The sequence below is a fragment of the Marinicrinis lubricantis genome, assembly GCF_042658665.1.
Classification (GTDB): Bacteria; Bacillota; Bacilli; order Paenibacillales; family KCTC-33676; genus Marinicrinis; species Marinicrinis lubricantis.
Window position 1 is genome coordinate 24,774 of the sequence record NZ_JBHSQV010000187.1, and the last position, 20,063, is coordinate 44,836.

The 20,063-nt window shown below is 48.5% G+C and carries 14 protein-coding genes; all 14 read right to left on the bottom strand.

Features of this window, described 5'->3' with window-relative positions; all coding sequences use genetic code 11:
• Window positions 1–34 precede the first annotated feature (34 nt).
• Entirely contained in the window at window positions 35–2,296 is a 2,262-nt protein-coding gene (locus tag ACFPXP_RS22065; RefSeq protein ID WP_379896662.1) for an exo-rhamnogalacturonan lyase family protein, read from the bottom strand.
• A 120-nt stretch (window positions 2,297–2,416) separates the two neighbouring features.
• Window positions 2,417–3,787, bottom strand: a complete 1,371-nt coding sequence (locus ACFPXP_RS22070) for an ABC transporter substrate-binding protein (RefSeq protein ID WP_379896663.1) — start codon at window positions 3,785–3,787, stop codon at window positions 2,417–2,419.
• A gap of 37 nt (window positions 3,788–3,824) precedes the next feature.
• Window positions 3,825–4,367, bottom strand: a complete 543-nt coding sequence (locus ACFPXP_RS22075) for a hypothetical protein (RefSeq protein WP_379896664.1) — start codon at window positions 4,365–4,367, stop codon at window positions 3,825–3,827.
• Between the two features lie 70 nt (window positions 4,368–4,437).
• Window positions 4,438–5,202 (bottom strand): ABC transporter substrate-binding protein, encoded by a 765-nt coding sequence (locus ACFPXP_RS22080; RefSeq protein WP_379896665.1) that lies wholly within the window; start codon window positions 5,200–5,202, stop codon window positions 4,438–4,440.
• 96 nt (window positions 5,203–5,298) lie between these two features.
• Window positions 5,299–6,669, bottom strand: coding sequence for an ABC transporter substrate-binding protein (locus ACFPXP_RS22085; protein ID WP_379896666.1), 1,371 nt, complete (start codon window positions 6,667–6,669; stop codon window positions 5,299–5,301).
• Between the two features lie 126 nt (window positions 6,670–6,795).
• Window positions 6,796–8,151, bottom strand: a complete 1,356-nt coding sequence (locus ACFPXP_RS22090) for a sensor histidine kinase (RefSeq protein ID WP_379896668.1) — start codon at window positions 8,149–8,151, stop codon at window positions 6,796–6,798.
• Window positions 8,152–8,175: 24 nt separating this feature from the next.
• A complete protein-coding gene (locus ACFPXP_RS22095) occupies window positions 8,176–8,874 on the bottom strand; it encodes a response regulator (protein ID WP_379896669.1) in 699 nt (232 codons plus the stop codon).
• Window positions 8,875–8,943: 69 nt separating this feature from the next.
• Entirely contained in the window at window positions 8,944–9,912 is a 969-nt protein-coding gene (locus ACFPXP_RS22100; protein WP_379896670.1) for a carbohydrate ABC transporter permease, read from the bottom strand.
• A gap of 19 nt (window positions 9,913–9,931) precedes the next feature.
• Complete coding sequence (locus ACFPXP_RS22105; protein ID WP_379896813.1) at window positions 9,932–10,756, bottom strand: carbohydrate ABC transporter permease; 825 nt, start codon at window positions 10,754–10,756, stop codon at window positions 9,932–9,934.
• 26 nt (window positions 10,757–10,782) lie between these two features.
• Window positions 10,783–13,032, bottom strand: a complete 2,250-nt coding sequence (locus ACFPXP_RS22110) for a DUF5696 domain-containing protein (RefSeq protein ID WP_379896671.1) — start codon at window positions 13,030–13,032, stop codon at window positions 10,783–10,785.
• Window positions 13,029–15,185 (bottom strand): YIP1 family protein, encoded by a 2,157-nt coding sequence (locus ACFPXP_RS22115; RefSeq protein ID WP_379896672.1) that lies wholly within the window; start codon window positions 15,183–15,185, stop codon window positions 13,029–13,031. Before ACFPXP_RS22115 ends, ACFPXP_RS22110 begins: the two co-directional genes overlap by 4 nt.
• A 21-nt stretch (window positions 15,186–15,206) precedes the next feature.
• Entirely contained in the window at window positions 15,207–16,106 is a 900-nt protein-coding gene (locus tag ACFPXP_RS22120) for a carbohydrate ABC transporter permease (RefSeq protein WP_379896674.1), read from the bottom strand.
• Window positions 16,103–17,074 carry a carbohydrate ABC transporter permease gene (locus ACFPXP_RS22125; protein ID WP_379896675.1) on the bottom strand — a complete coding sequence of 324 codons (972 nt, stop codon included), beginning with the start codon at window positions 17,072–17,074 and terminating at the stop codon, window positions 16,103–16,105. Before ACFPXP_RS22125 ends, ACFPXP_RS22120 begins: the two co-directional genes overlap by 4 nt.
• The gene (locus ACFPXP_RS22130) at window positions 17,064–20,063 is read right to left on the bottom strand and encodes an extracellular solute-binding protein (RefSeq protein ID WP_379896676.1); all 3,000 of its coding nucleotides are present in this window, start codon (window positions 20,061–20,063) and stop codon (window positions 17,064–17,066) included. Before ACFPXP_RS22130 ends, ACFPXP_RS22125 begins: the two co-directional genes overlap by 11 nt.

The window sequence follows — 20,063 nt, forward strand, 5'->3', positions numbered from 1 at the left end:
CCTGGTATTCCTCTTGCAGATCATCCTTCCCCCCTTACGTACTTGCTGTTTCCGGCTCAGCCAAATGGATACATCGATCCAGCAAAGCGGGGATTCTGACACCAAAGCAGTACGACTGACCCAAATCCTTGCCATTCTTCGACGAGATACCCTCACTATGGCGGAAGGCGGTCATCGATTTTTGCAGCAGCTCCTCGTCACCCGAATACAAATAAGCGTATAAGACGGCGGGGACAACCATTTTATTCGTTTTCGGATTGTGTGCTCGCTCATGACCCTCCAGCATCGAATGCGTATATTCCCACTCCCCGATCTCCTCAAGCCAATTCAATCGAGCTAAACGCTTCGCTGCTCTTACGATCGTCTCTCTTGCTGCTGCATCCCCTGTCATCTCTGCATACATAATTAACGATTCCAATACCGGAGAACCGATGACGAATGTTCCCCAATTATTCTTCGTCGTCGGTCTGGCCATCGTCCCTTTGAAATCGCCCTCGGCGGGATCATGGCATTCAATCACTTTACGAATGAGCACCTCCGCAGCCTGCAAATACTTCGGTTCCGGGATGACCTGATACATTCCAAGCATGGAAATGACCGGCCAAGTGACGCCTCTTTCCGTTCCTTCAAAGCCTTCGCCTCTAAGGATGGAAGCACTCCACACATCCGCAACCATGACAGCTACTTCCTTCGCCCGCCGATCCCCAGAGAAGCAGTAATATTCCATCACTCCCCGGAGCCATGCGTGTGAACCGAGCTTCGCCCCTTCCGAATTATGCCGCTCGCAATGAGCATAGATCTTGCCGGCATCTTTTCCTGCGTGACATACGTCGATGTCCATGAAATGGCGAGCATAAGGACGCGTCATTTCCTCATACCACTCCCTTCCAGCCCCTCTTAGAAAATGAAGCATACCAACATGGGTATAATCATATTCACCGTTGTTCCAGGTACCGGCACGACCGTATTCATCATCGCCGAAGTTCCGGTCTCCATACAGCTCTTTAGACGCCCTACGCTCTAGATAGATCGCAAGTGATTCATCGGCGGCTTGCTCATACACTGGATACGTCTCAGAACGCGGAGCAAGGTCCCCCAACGCACCGCTGCCGGTATACCATTCCCATGGAGCCAGCGCCAGCAACGGCGCTTGAAATGACAATACCGATCGATTCAGGGTATCGACGTCAGTCCCGGCACCATACACACCTAGCTGCACCTCGTGTGTTCTCGCCTCTCCTTCTTTAAAGAAATAGCAGTCCAACGTCTGCCCTCCAGGTGGAAAAGAATCTTTAACCTTCGAACGGCCTGGTAAAAGACCGACGCGCAAACGACCGTCAAGGCCTTCGATGCTTTTCGGATATCTTTCGTTAAACTCTCTTACAGACACAGTGAATAGGCAGTCCTGTGAGCTTGCGGACATCCACCAAAAATGGCGTCCTGATGGTTGGACATTCCCCGGACTGCTAAGATCACCGTACACATTTTCGTGAAAGCTCTCCGACAGCACACCCACCGTGTTCTTTTCCAAGGATCCATATGGCTCTGCGAATCCACCCGTGTGTCCTATCGTATAAACGGCGGGAGCAGGTACATTCCATTCGATGCCGAGATGTTGGAGCGACGCGTCTTTTCCTTCATTGATGATCGTATGGCTTATCTTCAGCTCACTCCTGCCCCGCCATGCCTCGATGCGCACGACATACGCAAAGCCCGATAGCCGATTACCATCCTTAGACACATAGTTACCGCTGGCGCGAATGACAGCGTTTAGCTCGCCGTTATCTTCGAGCAAAAGCTCTGCTGGAGCATCTGCAATATAGGTTTCATCGCATGTCCTGATGCTCACTGCTGCATGCGCCGCAATCTCTATCCACAATCCGTCCCCTTCCAATGCCATGGCATTCGATAACAATGGCTTCTGCTTGTCAATCCAGACTCGAATTTTACCGGTATCCAATACGATGCCTGATGATGATTTAGACGCGACCAACCGGGTTTGATCCGCAGGTTCCTTCGGACGATCAGCCAATTTCAACGTGTAGGTTCGTTTGCCGCCAGCCGGCACGTCCGCAACACATTGAACCAGCAGCCATTTGATCGTGCTCTGATCTGCTTGCCAGCCTAACGGCACGAATTGAGCGGGGACGCTTCGTCCCGCCTCATCGCACAGCACAAGGCGACCAATATCCTTCAGTGCAACGTGTGCCGGAATCGGCAATCCCGTGCTTACGGGGGCAATCATTTCATCTGCGGATAGAGGATTCTCCACTGTCAATTTCACAAGCTGCTTCATTGCGTTAACCACTCCCTGTAACATATGACTTGCCGCGGTAGAGATCAAAAGACAAAGGAGCCCGGTTTCATTCAAGCTCCTTCCTTCACTTCCTAGTCATCCATGCCAGTGCCCATCGCTTTACTGTCCGCTCTTCTCCGCAATCACTTGATCCGACTCTTCCTTCGCTTTGAGAAGGAGAGTATTGATGTCCATCCTCCCTAATGCGAGATCATTGAGATATTGGGTCATTTTCTTCTCGACATCCGCATCAAATTGCGATTTTCGCATCACTGGCGCAAATGGATTGTAAAACACGGCGGTCTGATTTTTCCCTTGGAACTTGCCGGTACCGTAAGCTGCTTGAACGTCCTTATTCGTCAGAACCGGCATGTTTCCATTTTTAGAAAACTCCAGCTGGAACTCCTCAGAAATCATATACTCGATGACTTTCATCGCCGCATCCTTATTTTCGGAGAACGCCGGAATCGCCGCATATTCAGGGTAAGCTTGAGCGCCAATCCCCGGATTTTCTGCATAGGTTGGCGCAGCAACCATATCCCAATCGAAATCAAAATTCTCGAATGCCTCGCTCCCTGCATGATGCACAAGCGTGACCATCATCGCAGCCTTTCCTTCGTAAAACTGATTACTTGGCATTTTGTTCTCATTCTGTGCCATAAAGGCCTGATACCCTGAGTCTTGCATCGGTGTATAGAATACGTCGAGAACGGCCTTCCACCGCTCATCGTCATAAGTCGATAAGCCCGTGTTAGGATCCACATAGGATAGCCCCAGGTTATTCAATTTCGTAATATGGTGGCCGGAGTATTCCAGACCTATATAAGAAACCCCATCCTTCGCCTGATTAAACTGCTTGGCCATATCGTAAAGCTCATTCCATGTGATCCCGTCAGTCGGGTAGTCGACACCGAACTCATCAAACATATCCTTGTTGTAATAGAGCACCAACGTGGAATTCAGGAAAGGAATCCCCCATAGCTGGCCATCTGCATTATCCGTCATCGACTGAACTAACACAGGATCGATACCGCTAAGATCAACTTGATGCTTCGATACAAGCTCTGACATATCATATTGGATTTGGTGTTTTGGCATTTCATAAAAGATCGAGCCGACAGAACGAACGAAAATGTCAAATTTATCCCCATTTAAAATCATTTTGTCAAGATTCAATTCCTTCGTACTTGCCCTAATATCGAAATTCACCTGCGGGAATTTCTTCTTCAGTGCGTTGCCGTACATTTCCATCTGCTTCTCAACCGATGTACCGCCGCCATTCACGATTGTAATGGTTGTTCCATCCGGAATTTCGTACGCCGCAGACTCATTTTCAGACTCCCCATTGCCCATGTCTTGTTCGTTATTCGTATTTTGGCTTGGGGCATTGCTATTGGCGGGCTGATTATTATTGTTACCACTCGAACAACCTGCTAAGATAACCGTGAAGATCATGATCAACATAACGAAAACAGATAATAACTTTCTCATCCTTTTGCCTCCAATCAAAATGAAGTACACTTATAGATTAATTGCCGCTATTCTGAGAGATCTTCAGATCCGCTTCTTCCTTGGCCGTGCGCAGCAGCGTATTGATGTCCATCTTGCCCAGCGCTAAATCGTTCTTCTTGCCCGTAAGCGCCCTTTCAACATCGTTGTCATACGGCGTCTTGATCATGACGGGAGCAAATGGAAGATGGAAGACAGCGGTTTGATTTTTCCCTTGAAACGCATCTGTACCATACGCAGCCTGTACCTCCCCATCCGTCAATACCGGCATGAAGCCTCTCTTCGAAAATTCCAGCTGAAACTCCTTTGACACCATATATTTGATAATTTCCATCGCCGCATCCTTATTCTCGGAGAAAGAAGCGATTCCCGCATATTCCGGATACGCCTGACCGCCTATACCCGGGTTCTCCTCATATGTTGGAATCGATGCCATATCCCAATTGAACTCGGGTCGCTCGAATTGCTCATGTCCGGAATGATGTACTAGCGCTGCAAGCATCGCAGCCTGCCCTCCGTAGAACGTATTATTGTCGGCGATCTTATTCTCGTTTTGCGCCATAAAGTCTTGGAAGCCCGGGTCTTCCCCATTCTTCTGAAAAATCTCAACAATATGTCTCCAGCGCTCATCGTCATACGTGGATCGATTTGTATGTGGATCTATATGAAAGTCCGAAATTGTTCAGCTTCGTCAAATGGTGATCGGACACCGCCAGACCGACATAAGGAACGCCGTCCTTCGTCTGGTTAAACTGTTTTGCCAGATCCAGCACTTCATCCCAAGTCATCCCGTCCGTCGGGTAGTCAACGCCGAACGTGTCGAACAAATCTTTGTTGTAGTAGAGAACCAGTGTAGAGTTAAGGAACGGTAGGCCCCACATCTCCCCTCCGGCATTCGAAGTCATCGAGTTCAGCAGAACCGGATCGATGCCGCTGAGATCTACATCATGCTGCTGAATTAGCTCCGTCATGTCATACTGAAATCCGTTTTCCGGCGCTTCCATGAAGTACGATCCGATCGACCTGATGAAGATATCAAACTTCTCGCCGCCGAGAATCATCTTGTCGATCTTCAGTTCGCTTGTCGTTCCTTTGAACTCAAAGTTGACCTGAGGGAATTTCTTTTCCAGCAAATCCCCATATTGCGCCATCTGCTTTTCCAGGGAATTGCCGCCGCCGTTCACGATCGTAATGGTGGTACCTTCCGGAATTTCATAGCCTGCTGATTCATTTCCAGAACCCTCGCCGCTTACTTGGTTGTTTTCATTGCTGTTGGATGTGTTCGCAGGTAGTGTCCCGTCAGCCTGTGACGTGTTGTTGTCGCCCTCGGAACACGCTGACAGAACAAGTGTGAATACCATGAACAGCATAACGAAGATGGATACATATTTTTTCATCTTACGCCTCCCTTTCTCCATACAGACCTCTAATATAAGTGCATGCCCGCACCGCATAACCGTGCTCTCCACGGTGCGGCATGCCTTATCTCTACATTATTTGGCGCTCATTTCGGCAATCTTCTGATCCCCTTGTTCCTTCGCCTGCCGCAGAGCCGTATTGATATCGATCTTGCCCAGCGCCAGATCGTTCACATATTGCGTGACCGCTCTTTCCACCTCATTGTCATACACCGTCTTGACCATTACCGGCGCAAACTCGTTGTAAAACGCAGCCTCCAGATTTTTACCTTGATATTCACCCGTACCATAGACCGCTTGAATCTCTGGATCAGCCAGCACCGTCATCGCACCTTTCTTCGAAAGCTCGGTTTGGAACTCATCGGAGATCAAGTATTTAATCACTTCCATGGCCTCGTCTTTATGCTCCGAGAAGGATGGAATCGCCATGTACTCCGGATAAGCCTGGCTTCCTACGCCAGGGTTTTCTGCGTAAGTCGGAAAAGCGGCCATATCCCAATTGAAGTCCGCACGCTGGAAGTTCGGGTTGCCCGAATGGTGCTGAATGGTTCCTAACATGGCGGCTTTTCCGTCATAGAAATCCTGCGAATCCGCCACTTTGTTTTCTTTCTTCGCCATAAAGGCCTGATACCCCGGGTCCTGCGCCGGTGTATACAATACGTCGAGGACATGCTTCCATCGTTCATCGTCATAAGTGGAAAGTCCTGTGTTCGGATCCACGTAGGACATACCGAAATTGTTCAGTTTGACCACGTGATGTCCGGAAAGGGCAAGACCCACGTAATCGACTCCGTCTCTCGTCTGGTTAAACTGCTTCGCTAAATCATACATCTCATCCCAAGTCATGCCGTCCTTCGGATATTCCACTCCGAAGCTGTCGAAGATATCCTTGTTGTAATACAACACAAGATTCGTATTGGTGAATGGAATTCCCCAAATTTCTCCGTTGGCGTTGGCAGTCATCGATTCCATAATCGCCGGATCAATTCGGCTAAGATCTACATCATGCGTTTCTACCAATTCTGTCATGTCGTATTGGAATCCGTTTTCCGGAACCTCATAGAAGAATGCTCCAATAGAACGGAAAAAGATATCTATCGGTTCTCCGGCCAAAATCATTTTGTCAATTTTCAGTTCACTCGTTGTAGACTTAAATACAAATTCAACTTCCGGAAATTTCTCCTCCAACGCATTACCGAAAGCGGTCATCATTTGATCAACGCTTGAACCGCCTCCATTCACGATATGGAGCGTGACTGGACCGATTCCATCGGTAGAGCCTTCCTTCGTGCTCTCCTCTGCATTGCCCTCGTTTGTCCCCTGATTGTTGCTCGTATGGGATGGATTGTTCTGGCCGTTATTCCCATTGTTTGATCCGCTGCACCCCGCTAACACCATAGCAAAAAGCAACACAATCGCAAGCATTGTTGACAGTTTTCCTTTCATCGACAACTACCTCCCTTTTTATCGTGAAACTAAATGATGATGAGTCATTGCTAGCGCTTACATTTTCGAGCTTATCTGCAACCTCGTGCGTACTTCCATGTCATTTGCAGGCCCACGGATCCCTCGTTACTTGCTTGCATTTGGATTTGGCAGCAGCACCGTAAACATCGAACCTTCCCCCAGCTTGCTTTGCACTTCGATGGAGCCTTCATGAGCCTCTATTAACGCTTTTGCTATGCTTAATCCGAGACCCACGCCGCCCGTAAATCGCGATCTTGACTTATCTGCACGATATAACCGGTTAAAGATGTAGGGCAAATCCTCCTCGCTGATCCCGATTCCGTCATCCTGACAAATAATCATCGTATGCGATTTCGTCCATCGTACTTTCAGCACAATTTTTCCTCCGCTGGATGTGTATTTGATCGCGTTGGCAACGATGTTCGCAATCACCTGATACATCTTGTCATAATCGACTTCCGCATAAGCAGGCGTATGTGCCGGTTCGAAGATCATTCGGATGCCGGATTTCACAGCGAGCGGCTGATAATTGGCAAATACTTGTTTGGCCAATTTGACAATATCTCTTCGTTTCTTATGCATGGCGAATTGCGCGCCCTCGGCTTCGGACAGCCTTTGCAGATCGCTCACCAGCCTCGACAACCGTTCCAATTCTCCGTACATCTTTTCCAGTTGGATCTCATCCGCTTCATAGACCCCGTCGATGATCGCTTCCAGCTTCGTCATAATCGATGTAATGGGCGTACGCAATTCATGTGTAATATCCTCGATCAAATTTTTGCGCCATTCTTCCTGCTTCTGCAGCTCCGCTGACAGCTCACTTAATGTTAGAGCCAGACACCTGATCTCTTCCGTTCCTTTATTCGGCATAGGCTTCACCCACTTGCCTTGACGAATGCTTTGCGCGAATTGATCTAATCTTTTCAGCTGCTTCGTCAGCATGAAAGCGAGCCAAAAACTGACCAGTACGGACAAAATCATGATGGCACCGAACAAATATTTGGAACGATTGTGCAGTGTTTCCCGAAAGTTCACCATCGCCGGATTTAATTCCTTCGATGCCTCTAGAAATGCTGCCCGCATATACCCCGCTACATGGCCGTCAATGATGTACGGAATCTCTTCGATGAATGTGAATTCTCCCTCACCGTCAGTAATGGAGTTGTATCTCACCTCCTTTTTAGACTCATCCGTCAATTCAACCATTAATCCATAAAGCCGAATTCTTCGGTCCAACCATTCTACTTCCTCTTCGGACAACGGACCGCTCTGAATATTTCGTTCTCTCATATCATCCAGCAGCTTGTAGGCATGGGATTTAATCGTCTGCTGATGATAATCTTTAAACAAACTGTCCCAATACACGTTATAGAGCTTAGAGATCAGCACAATAAAGAAAAGAGAGAATAGAAAGAAGGTGAAAAATAAGATGACATACATCTTGTTCAAAAATCGAAACACGGCTGATCGTCCTCTATTCCCGCTTTAGCGTTGGTCTGCTTCGTAACCAAATCGGTACCCCATGCCAACCACGGTTTGAATGAATTGCGGTCGTTTTTTGTCCTTCTCGATCTTTTTGCGCAAATTCTTAATATGAACGTCCAGCGAGCGGCTGCTGTCATCTTGAAATCGGTAGCCCAGCACCTGATATAGCAGGTCGCTTCGGCTGAACACTTTCATCGGTTTGCTGGTGAGTACCGACAAAAGCTTAAACTCGGTAGAAGTCAATTGGGCGCGGTTCCCTTCGATGATGACCTCTGCCGAGGCACGATCAATAATCAAGGTTCCGTTTTGGAAAGACAAAGTCACGGGCTTGTCGCTGTCCTGCGAGGTTCGACGCATCACCGCCTTAATCCGTGCGACAAGCTCCTTCACACGGAAAGGTTTTACAATATAATCGTCCGCCCCGATCTCCAATCCGTGAATCACATCGCTTTCCAATGATTTGGAAGTGAGCACAATGACCGGAACATTCGATTTCTCCCGAATCAACTCACACACCTTTTCCCCGGGGAGGCCTTCCAGCTTTAGATCTAATACAATGAGGTCATGTTTTTTGTAGTCATATTTATGAAAGGCTTCATTCCCGTTTGGGGTCATATCGACCTCCCATCCCTCCTTGCGAAAGTAGGCGGCCAACACCTCTCTAATTTCGGTTTCATCCTCAACGATCAAAATATGCATGGAAATCAAACCCCCGTCTCTTCGAGATTTTCCCACTGCCATGCCGTCTAACGGAATGAAAAAGCAGTCTTATTCAACGATCCCCGTTCGCTCCACGCTTTCCACAAACCATCGCTGTGTAAACATGTACAGAACGAGCAGCGGCAGGATCATTAAGAAACCGGTAGCCATTTTAATCGAGTCTTGGAATACGGAAGGCCCGCTGACTTCTGCTTCGGCCGCAAGATCGGCAGCAATGATCGACATGCCTTGCGATAAAGGCTGCAAATCGCTGTTGTACAAATACATACTGGGCAGGTAAGAATCGTTCCAAGTCCATACGAACGAAAACAAGAAGACAACGACGATCGCCGGCCTTGCCAGCGGAAACATCACTTTGAAAAAGATCTTAAATGCACCCGCACCGTCAATCCGGGCGGATTCCTCCAGCTCCTTCGGCTGAGACATGAAAAACTGCCTGTAAATAATAACGAATAAGGCGCCCTTCAGCCCATGCCCGAATACCGCAGGAAGCACAATCGGCAAGTACGTCTGCATCACGCCGAGCTGATTCGCTGCGATAATATTCGGCAAAATCGTAATTTGCGGCGGCACAATAAAGGAAAGAAGCAGACAGAAAAACCAAAAATTTTTCCAAGGAATATGCAGTCTAGCGAAGGCGTAACCGGCTAACGCACAAGAAACAGTTTGCAGCAGCGCAACGGTTGCCGACAAAGCCGTACTAACGAAGAAGCCTTTGGAATACTGAAGCTTATTCCATGCCTCCTGCAGCACCCCGAGATAAATCTCATTCGGTATCCAAATCACCGAAGGATCCGTCAAGTCTTTCGCATTTTTCAGCATCGTCGATACCATCGTGAAAATGGGGTTCATGTAAATAAAGGCCGTATCGATCAGCAGGAGATACAGAAAGAGCTTGAACAATAAGCCTTTATCCACTTCAATGCCGAAGATGACATTTTTCGTGCGCGTCAGCACCGAGGAGAATGCCGCTCGATCTCCCTTCATCCTTCGAGTGATCGCAATCAATCTGTTCATGTGTGTCCCTCCTTTATCTTCATCTGGTCTGTTGGTAGGATCTGCTGATTCTGGAAAATGCCAAGATCACGATGCCTAAGAAAAGCAATACGATGACGAAATAGATCCATACCAGCGCGCTGGATAACCCGTAATCCTCCGTCGTCACTCGCTTCATGATCGGATTTCGCGGGAAGGTGAACAAATCGACAACGGTATAGATCGTATTCAAGAAGATGAACGGCACCATGCCCGGCAGCGTAATTTTCCAAAACGATTCCCAAGGATTCGCTCCGTCGATGCGTGCGGCTTCATACACCGAAGAGGAGATTGTCTGACGCCCTGCCAAAAAGATCAAAATCTGAACGCCCGAGTACCATAAGATGAGCACGAATGAATTGAGGATCGCAGCGATCGTTTCTCCCCAGGCACCAGGAAACACCATAGATACATAGGAGCTGATGTTGTACTGTTCTAGAAAGCCAAGCGTTCCTTCGCCCTGATCATAAAACTCCTGAATGATTTGACCCGTCGAGAAGATGACAGGAAGGAAGAAGATCGCCCGGAACATCATCCTCCCCGGGAACTTATAGTTCAGCATGATTGCGACGAGCAGTGCAAAGATGACGATGATCGGAATCATAAAGAGCGCCTGCCTCAAAAACGGAATCAAATCGTTATACAGATAGCTTCCCTGCTGGAATAGGATGAGCTTGTAATAAGATAGGCCTTTAAACTGAATATCCAGCCCTTCCGGTACGATTCGAACTTGATTGAAGCTCATATATAAGGAAAAGCCGATTGGAAAAGCCATGAAAATGAGAAATCCGAGCAGCCATGGCAGAAGGAAGATGACGCCCTCCATATTTCGTAAGTTCCTAAGTCTCCTGTTCAATGGCCTCTCTCCCCTCTGACCATGGAATAATCTAAGGCAGGCACGTGAATTCCGCCTTGAATGTAATCTTCACGATTGTAGTTCACATAAATTCGAGTGCCGTTCTCATACGTCGTCTCAAACACGCCCGCTGCCAGCTGTCTGTGTCCGACAATGAACTGATCCTGCAGCTGCGCAAATGCTTCGTTATATTTCTGATACTGCTCCACGGCTTCAGTCTTCCAATCAGCAAACGTCGAGCTTCTCGGTGTATACCAATACACACCCGCTAAATCCGCCGTCTCTGCCATGGTGAAATCAAAGGACGGATAAGCGCCGTATTCGATATCTCGCAAAAAGTCGATTTCATACTGGCTTCTCGAATTTTCAGGCATGGACGTATACGTCTTCAAGCCATGCAGTGCAATTTGTGCAAAAGGGATCGGACCCGTGGAAAATAGATCATACGAATAGTCGTCAATCAGCCCTTCGATATGATCAACCTTGTCAATCGTATAGAATCCGGGATCGGTTAATTTGATCGTACCGAAAGCGTCTTTGACCGTATTGATGACATTCAGATCCGATCTTACGACCTCAGTCCGCGTCCCGCCGTAATTGGAGTTGTAATCGGTATGGACATACCTTCCGATGCCTTCCAGCAGCAAACCGTCAATACCTAAATCCTGAAACCCATCCATGTCATCCTCGATTGCTTTTTCAATAAACTTCCTGCTGACCACGGTAATCTCGTCCCCGCTGTTGGCCGTGAATTTCATGATGGAACCGGCAAGGTCTCTTACCCCGTGATAGCGAGGAGCAAAACCGTTCACCTTCGAGTTATTCAGCTCGTAATTCACTTCCAGAGATACCGGAATATCCAGCGAATGGGCGAATTCGATAAAGTTCTTCAGGCCGCTCTCGCCTCCCAGCCTGCTGTCTGCCGGAAGATAGCCCCCGAGAGCACTGTAGCCATCCTCCTGCCAACCATAATAGGTAATATCCATGTTCATAATGCCGAGCCCATACAGCTCCTGCACCATTTGCATCGCTTCGGAGAATGTCGTCGCCTTTACGTAACGATCTGTAATGACGCCGTTTTCGCGGTCTGCGCCTAGAATGGAGAGGAACAACGGAATATGGTTGCTGCGTGGTGAAATCCTCTCGAGTCCCTGCTCCTCCATCAAGTACTGGCGGTACCTCGATGCCATGCCCACATAATCGGCCTGATCCGCGTCAAGAATGTAATATCTCGTCGTCCGATTGTTCTGGAATCTGCTGTCCTTCGTATATGTTTCAAATCCTTTATTCTTTGCCCGGTTCGTAATCTGCATATATTTCATGCGGTAATGCTGCTGCGTGCCGATCCAATTGTAATTTCCGTACACGCCAGCCGGCGAGGCGATGATATCGCTGTATTCCGCGCCTTCCATCACGACTGCCAAGAACGCCTTATCACCGTCCTTCATGCCATAGACCGGCATCGATATGTTGTTGCGGCTGGAAGGATTGTTAATGAACGCAGCATCCGAGCCATAGATTCGTTCTTGATACAGCTGTTTGATGGCAGATGGCTGCTTTTGAAATGAAATGAGAGCGCCGGAACCGTCCGGGATGAACAAATACCCTTCTTCCCCCCCCGATTGCTCCGCTCCAAAGAACGGATATAATCTGAGCCAAAGCAAGCTGTCCTTCCCGTTTTCCTCGATCTTCTCATCCACAATGGCTGTCTCCACGTAGTCATCCTGAAGACTCAAGCGAACCGGAATATGAAAGCCCAGTGAAGGCATCTCCAGCGTAAATTCAATCCCATTTTCGGTCTCGGTCACCTTCGTCACGACGCCTTGTTCCTTCACGAAATTGGTTTCTTTCGATTTCGCATTCGGATTGTTGAAGTCGATATGCTGGAGGGTGACAGGCGACTGCATGTGGCCGATCCAGCTGCCTGCAATGCCTGGGTTATCCCAATCCTCCGGGTTCGGATAAGAGCGCCATACGCTGCCGCTGCGCTTATCCTCTACGATAAAATGACCTGTCTTCCGGTCAAACTTTAACCGCAGCAGATTATTCTCCTGAACGACCTCGAAGCTGGCTTCATTCGGCAAATCTTTATTTTCTTGTTCGCCGCCTGCAGGCGGTGCGGTCTGTGCTGCTGAGGAAGCGTCCTCTTCTTTCAGCGTAATTTTGGCCTGGCTCAGCATGAACACGAATCCCAATAGGAGCAATACATAGAAGGCTGCTTTCTTATGCTTCAGTATCCATCTCACTGCAGTGTCACCTCCTGATACAGTTCGTAAAGGAATATTCGCAATTCATTGGTCAGACCTACCAAGATCAGCGCAATGACCGCCATGACGGCAATCGAGAAGACCGATAAGAATATATTGACTGCGGTTTCCCCTACGCTGTAATTTTGCAGTGACTGTACTTTCCAGAAGAACAGCAGCACGATCCACACCACCATCGCAAAACGAATATAATGATAGATCGGCGCTTCGGAATGCGTGAGCACATTTGAAACGACGGCTAACGGTACACCGATGATGATGATCGGAACCAAAGCATAAGCCGTGCTGATGAACGTATCGCGAAATCGCCCTTCTCCCCGATAGATCGAGCTAATCAAATAGTTGCAGACGATCCAAGCCCCCAGCATCACGATATATTGCAGTAAGATCATATAAATATTGACATCTCTTACATTGATCTTGTTAAACGAGAAGCTCGTGTATAATACCGTGATGACTATCGCCAAATAAGCTGCAGCATAGATGATCAGCGCACTCAGGATGCTTCCTTTTTGCTCATAGCGCAGAGCGGTGAATCCGTCCAGCGGATGCTTAAGCACATACAGCGCATGTTTTAATTCGCCAAGCACCTTTTTCGATTTCCAATTTCCGGCCGCTCGAATGTCCCATTTCTTTCGAATTCGCTGCCAAACCTTGCTCCACACGAACAAGACGGCTGCAGCAATAACCAGACCGGTGGCCATAGTGGAAAAATGCTTCTGCATCCAAAGCAATCGAATTTGCCAGAACGATTCCGAATATCCGATTTCGTTGCCGCTTTGATGATACAGGTCGGCAGCACGTTCATAATCGCCTTTTTTATACGCCGCCTTCGCAAGCCCTTCCATGGCGGGGGTGTAAAAGGCGTTCAGCTTCATGACCTCCTGCCAAGCCTCTTCGCTTTCCAAGTATTTACCCTGCAGCGTCAGACCGTTGGCTTCATAGACGAGGGCGCCGAATTCGGATAATCTGAACTTCTGCAGCACCCCTTCTTGATCATCTAGGATGAACAGATCGTGCTTGGAATTGAGTGCGATCGAGACGGGGCTCTTGACCAGCCCTAACTGTGTAATGCTGTTGGCCGATTGTCCGCCCCAGAAGAAGAGCAGCTCGCCGCTCGCATCGTATTGGCTGACATATTTGTACTGCTTGTCGATGACGATAAAATTGCCCTGAGGATCGGTGGCGACATCGATCAGATTCACAGGCAGACCTTTGCTTCCGCTGAAATCCCGAGACGTATATTCACCGAACGAGCTGTTCCCTTCTCCCAGCGAGCTGTCATTCGACAAAATGTTTTGCCCTTCGAAGTTCAGCTTTTTAATCTGATTGCTCGTCACGTCTTCCCCGCTTGTAACCGTATAAATAAATCCATTCTGATCCACCGCAATATTGGTGATCGGCGGAGGAAGCTTACTCAATTCGTTCTCATACATTTCTCTCGTGTACAATGCTTTCTTGATTGCATCGATCGCCGAGAAAGGAGCTTGATTCATTCCAAAGAACTTGGAAAACTGCCCGCTCGCATCCAGCTGAATCGCTCCGTAATAGCCGCCTAAGGTCACCACGTATATATATCCGCGTTTATCCACGACCAGTTTGATCGGATCAAACTTCAGGTCGGAAGGAATATACCTCGACTCCGGCTTCCCGAACGTTTGAAGCAAACGGCCGTCTGGATCCAGCTTGACGATACGCTTGTTCCCCGTATCGGCAATATAAATCAATCCGTCATCCGTCACAAAGACTCCGTGCGGGCTGCTGAGCGGATCATCTTCCAGCGATATAAAGCGAATGAATGAACCATCCGCATCAAAATGAACGATCCGATTGTTCCCCGTGTCCGCAACATAAATTTCATCGTTTCCGGTCACAAATACGTCCTGCGGACCTCTCATCGGAGAGGGTACCATGATGTTAGGGTCGTCAGGGTCCGGGACGACTAGATCATGGGCAATGATTTTGTCTGGTGAATAAGCAGGCTGAATCCCCCAGACCAGCTTCCCAAAACCATCACGCGTAAACGTGCTGTACATCACATCTGCACGGGTATGAGAAGGTGTGATCATCAGGCCGGCCACCACGAACACGAGGAAGAACAGCTTGGTCCATTTCGAGCTTAACCATTTCATTTTTCCCATCCTCCGTTCATGCTATTTGATACCCGAATGTGCCATGGTGGAAATCACCTTTCTTTGGAACAGCAGGAAAATAATCAATGTCGGCAAAAACATAATCAATCCGGCCGCAGCTGCAGCCCCCTGGCGTGCCACTTGATTGGCGAGATTATTCGTAATCGTACTTAAGAAGTATGGGAACGTCTTCATCGCATCATTCTGCATAAACAGAACCGATGTGGAAGCGTCGTTCCATATTGTTTGAAACGACAATATTGCTGTCGTTGCTACCGCTGGGATGCAAATCGGAATCATGATCCGGCTGAAAATTCTCCATTCCTTCGCTCCGTCGAGCTTTGCCGCTTCCAGCAGTTCGTTCGGCACTTGATCCATGAACTGCTTCATCAGAAAGACGTTAACCGGTGCCGCGATATGTGGAAGGATGTGTCCCCAGTACGTATCCATGATGCCTAATTTCGCCACGACCACGTATCTTGGAATTTGGATCGCTTCCGGAACGAACATGAGCGATAAAATAATGACTGAAAAAACAAGCTGATGGCCGGGAAAACGATGCTTCGCCAAAGGGTAGGCGCACAATGCGCTGATGACAACGACCAGCAGCGTTCCAAGACCTGTGACGATGACGCTGTTGTACAAATACCTCGACACCGGAACGGCCGAATCCTGAATCACAACGAAAAATTCCAAGAAATTCGATAAAGTCGGCTCCTGAACAAAAATTCTCGGAGGAAATAGAAACAGTTCCGAATATGGCTTCAGGGCATGATTGAATATATAGATCAGGGGGAGCAGCATAAAGTAACCGAAGGCGGCCAAAAAAATCGTAAGAATGATTTGCGTTCGGTCCCATCGAAATCCTTTTGACCTTCTTCTCCACCTGAGCGATGACAGACGATTTGCAAGCGCCCTCATTTCTCGTCCTCCTTGGTACCGAATAATCGCCAGCTCAGTCTATTGAAGAGAAATATCATGAGCAGCAGCATCACGGAGAGAGCAGCAGCGTAACCCATTTCGTAACGAATCAGTCCGTAATCCGAAATATGGCTCTGTATCGTATGGCCGGCATATTCCGGGGTGGGCTTCATTCCGGACAGCTGCTCACCGATTTCGCCGGCTTTAAATGCGCCGACGATGGCCATGACCGATGCAAACAGCATCTGAGGCTTCATATATGGAATCGTAATGTACCAGATTTCCTGAAGCCGGCTCTTGATCCCGTCGATTCTCGCCGCCTCGTACAGCTGTTTATCGACATTCAAGATTCCTGCAAGCATGGCAAGGAAACCGACACCCATGCTGGACCACATGGTGACAACGATCATGGAGGTCATCAGAAATTCAGGGTCCACCACCCACAGCTTGGGTTCATCAATCCAGCCTAAGTTCAGTAAAATGCTGTTCAAGTATCCGATCCTGTCGCCGGACAGCATCGGCTGCCAAATAATATTCATCACGACGCCTCCGGCAAGGGATGGGGCATAGATCGCCAGAACAAACCAAATTCTCCAGCGATCCGAAATCTGGGCAATGAGCCAAGCGAGAATAAACGATGCAATATACCCTCCAGGACCAACAATTAACGCGAAGGTAAGCGTATTCGGCAGTGCGTGCTTCAAGAAGAGCACATCCTGCGAAAATAAATTTTGATAGTTATCCCATCCCGAAAAGCGAGGCATCTCAATCGTATTGAAATACGTAAAGCTAAGGCCGAACGCCGCCAGCACGGGAACCATAATGAATACAAAGAAGGCAACCAGAAAAGGCGCAATAAACAGATAGCTTAAACGGTATTTCCATATTCCTTTCACCAAAAGCCGAAGCTTTGGCCAGGTGGAAAGGGAAGCCTGCGATTTACGAGAAAGCTGTACATCATCGGACATATTTGGTCGCTCCTTCCCAAGGCGTATCGATGACAGGCGGATCATATGTTTTGAGCACTTGGCCTTCCTTGTCGATGTACTCGAATTCGATCGCCTTCCGCCTGATCTCGCGGTTGATGTTCAAGACGGCTTCTTCTAAAGCAGAGCGGTAGTTTTGCCCGCCAAGAACAGTTCGATTCCATGCATTGTTGATCTCACGCGGTATAAAATAAGAACCCGGTACATTCGCCATATCTTTGTACCAACGCCACTGTTCAAGGAAGACATTCAATTCCTCTGGTGTCCAAGGCAAATTGCTGAAGGCTTCTACATTCGCTGTATTCCAACGGAAGGTAATGCCATAGAAACCCTCAAGATCGGAACCGAATCGTTCCTGAGTCTCTGCGGATAACCACCACTGGAGGAATTGCCATGCTTCTTCCTTGTTTTTGGATTTTTCGAAGATCATCGTTGCCTGCTGTCCGCCGCCGGACCAACGCTGGATCGTTCCGTCCTCCTGCTTAAAGCCCGGCAGCGGAGCGATCCCCCACCAACCGTTGATTTCCGGAGCGGCGACCGATAACTGCAGGTACATATTGAAATCCCCTATGCCGATCGGCATATCTCCATCCCGAAAATGCTGATAGAAGCTGGATATTTGACGTTCGATGCCGTATACCGCGAAAAAGTCGGTGTACTGCTTGAAGGCTTGAAATCCTTCCGGACTATCTAATGCCGTGGCTAGACCATCTTCCGTATAAAACTCGGCTCCGTTCTGGAAAAAGAAGGTGAGATAATCCTGCGGAATATTGAAATCATAGCCATTCTGCTGCAGCGTCGGCAGCATATTCATGACATCATCCCAAGTTTCTGGAACCTCGATACCTAATCGGCCCAAAATGTCTTTGCGGTAAAACAAAATATTAAACTTCTGCGATTCTGGCAGCGCATAATAGTTCCCGTCGAAATAATAAGGAACGAGAGCACCTGGGGCATACTGCTTCTGCAGCTCTTCGAAGTCTGCAAACTGACTCAAATCGAGCGCAGCTCCACGAATCGCAAGCTCAATCGGTTTCCCCTCGGTCATGCCTATGGCCACGTCAGGCGCTTTGCCGGCCGCATTGGCCATGACGATGAGGTCCTCATTCGGCAGCAGATCGACTCTGACCTTAATCCCCGTCTCAGGCGTGAAATATTGATCTGCCAAGTCCTGCAGCACATTGACATAGTCCCGTCCGTAGTTCATCCAAACATTGACAACCTCTTCGTCATCCTCGCTAAGACGTCCCCTGTCATCAAAGGACAAGAAAAATTGCTCAATGCCGTTCGTAAAGCTTTCGTTCAGATGGGCTTCCATTCTCGGAAAATCCTGACCCGCCGGCACAATATAGAACTTGTCGATCATCAGAGGCGCTTGCTGCAGCGGCTGCTGAATGGAAGCGATTCTCTGCTGAACAGTCGAGATGCTGTCTCTTTTGTAAGGAATGTCGTTCGCATATTCGAGAATATCTTCGATATCCCGTATCGCCCCGCTGATCGTTTGCGAATGGTTGTCGTCCCCGTCATTCACCACCATGAGGTCGCGTTCCATTCTTTTCAGCTGGCTGAGAATAACCTCCAGCTTTTGCGGAATTTCCGGAAAGTCATTCTCGATGTCCCACGTTCGGTTCTGGTCATCATCGGTTCCCACTAATCTATAAAGATCTTGCGATACGCTGGATAACAAGAGAAGCACGTCACCCAAATCTCTTAAGATAGGCCCAAACGGCTCCATCGTCACTTCCATCGTGAGCGTGTGCTCTCCTTCGGTGAAATAAATTGGATAAGGCTCGCCGTTATCATCTTGCAGCACGGTGCCTTGCCAAGAAGAAGCGTATTCAAAAGGATAGCTGTAGAAATCGTCAAACGGCACTTTGCCATCAATATAAATCGTTCGGAATACGCGTTTGTTCATTTGATAGCCTTGGAATACGCGTGCGCCGATCTTATAAAACCCATCCTCGGGCACGGTGAATCTCCATGTAATGGACTCTCCTCCGGCTTCCCAGCGATTGCCTCCTACCGCGTTAAAAATTTGTCTTCCTCCCGCCTTGGGCGTCATCAACGCATCCTGATCCACATCCATCTGCAGGGAAACATCATTCTTCTCATGCATTCGTTCGGCTTCAACGATGATGGCGTCTCCATTTGATATAGAAGAAGTAAGCTGCACGGATGCTTGATCCTCCGCATAAACAGGTGCTTCCTCCGGCGGTCCGAGCACGATTTTATCGATCACGATCGAACCGTGAGTCTGGAGACGAATCGTGTGCTTCCCTTGATCCAAAAACCACCTCAGCGGCTTGGAATAGGAACCGGAATTGTCCTTGAACGGCTTCTCAATCCAAGCATCGATTTCTTTCGGTCTAGGTCGTATTTCATCTCCATACTCATCCTTTTTGATGGGCATCACATCGCGGAACAGCTTCGGAAATGAGATCGACCGCGCCTCCATGAATGGAAACTCGCCGTCTACGGTTACCGCCATCACGGTCGGACGGTAATTTCTCGCATTTCCATTAGAAGAATCAAAAGAATGATAATGCATATCCAACTGATAAAGTCCCGCTTGCTCGACCTCGACTTCATACTCGATCCAATTCGTCGACGTATTCTCCCAAATCAACACATCCTCCCTGCCGGCATAGCTGCCGATTCGGTGATGAGATGTTTCAGAATGGGCCGTCATGTCTTTTCCTAGAATTTCAAAGGTGGCTGTCGCAGGCTCGATTCCTGCCGCCGTCCATTCATCCAGAACATCCGAAAAATATGGCTCAAATGCATTGTTATCTGATCCAACTTCATCCAACCATCTCTGCACTTCCGCTTCATCCACCATGATCGGCTCGCTGGAGGTGCTTGCTTCACCGCTGCATCCAGACAGCATGATGAGCCATATCGCACATATTGCGATCATCATCCATCGCACCGTAGAACCTAGCGCTTTGACTGCCAGTATCACCTTCTTCAT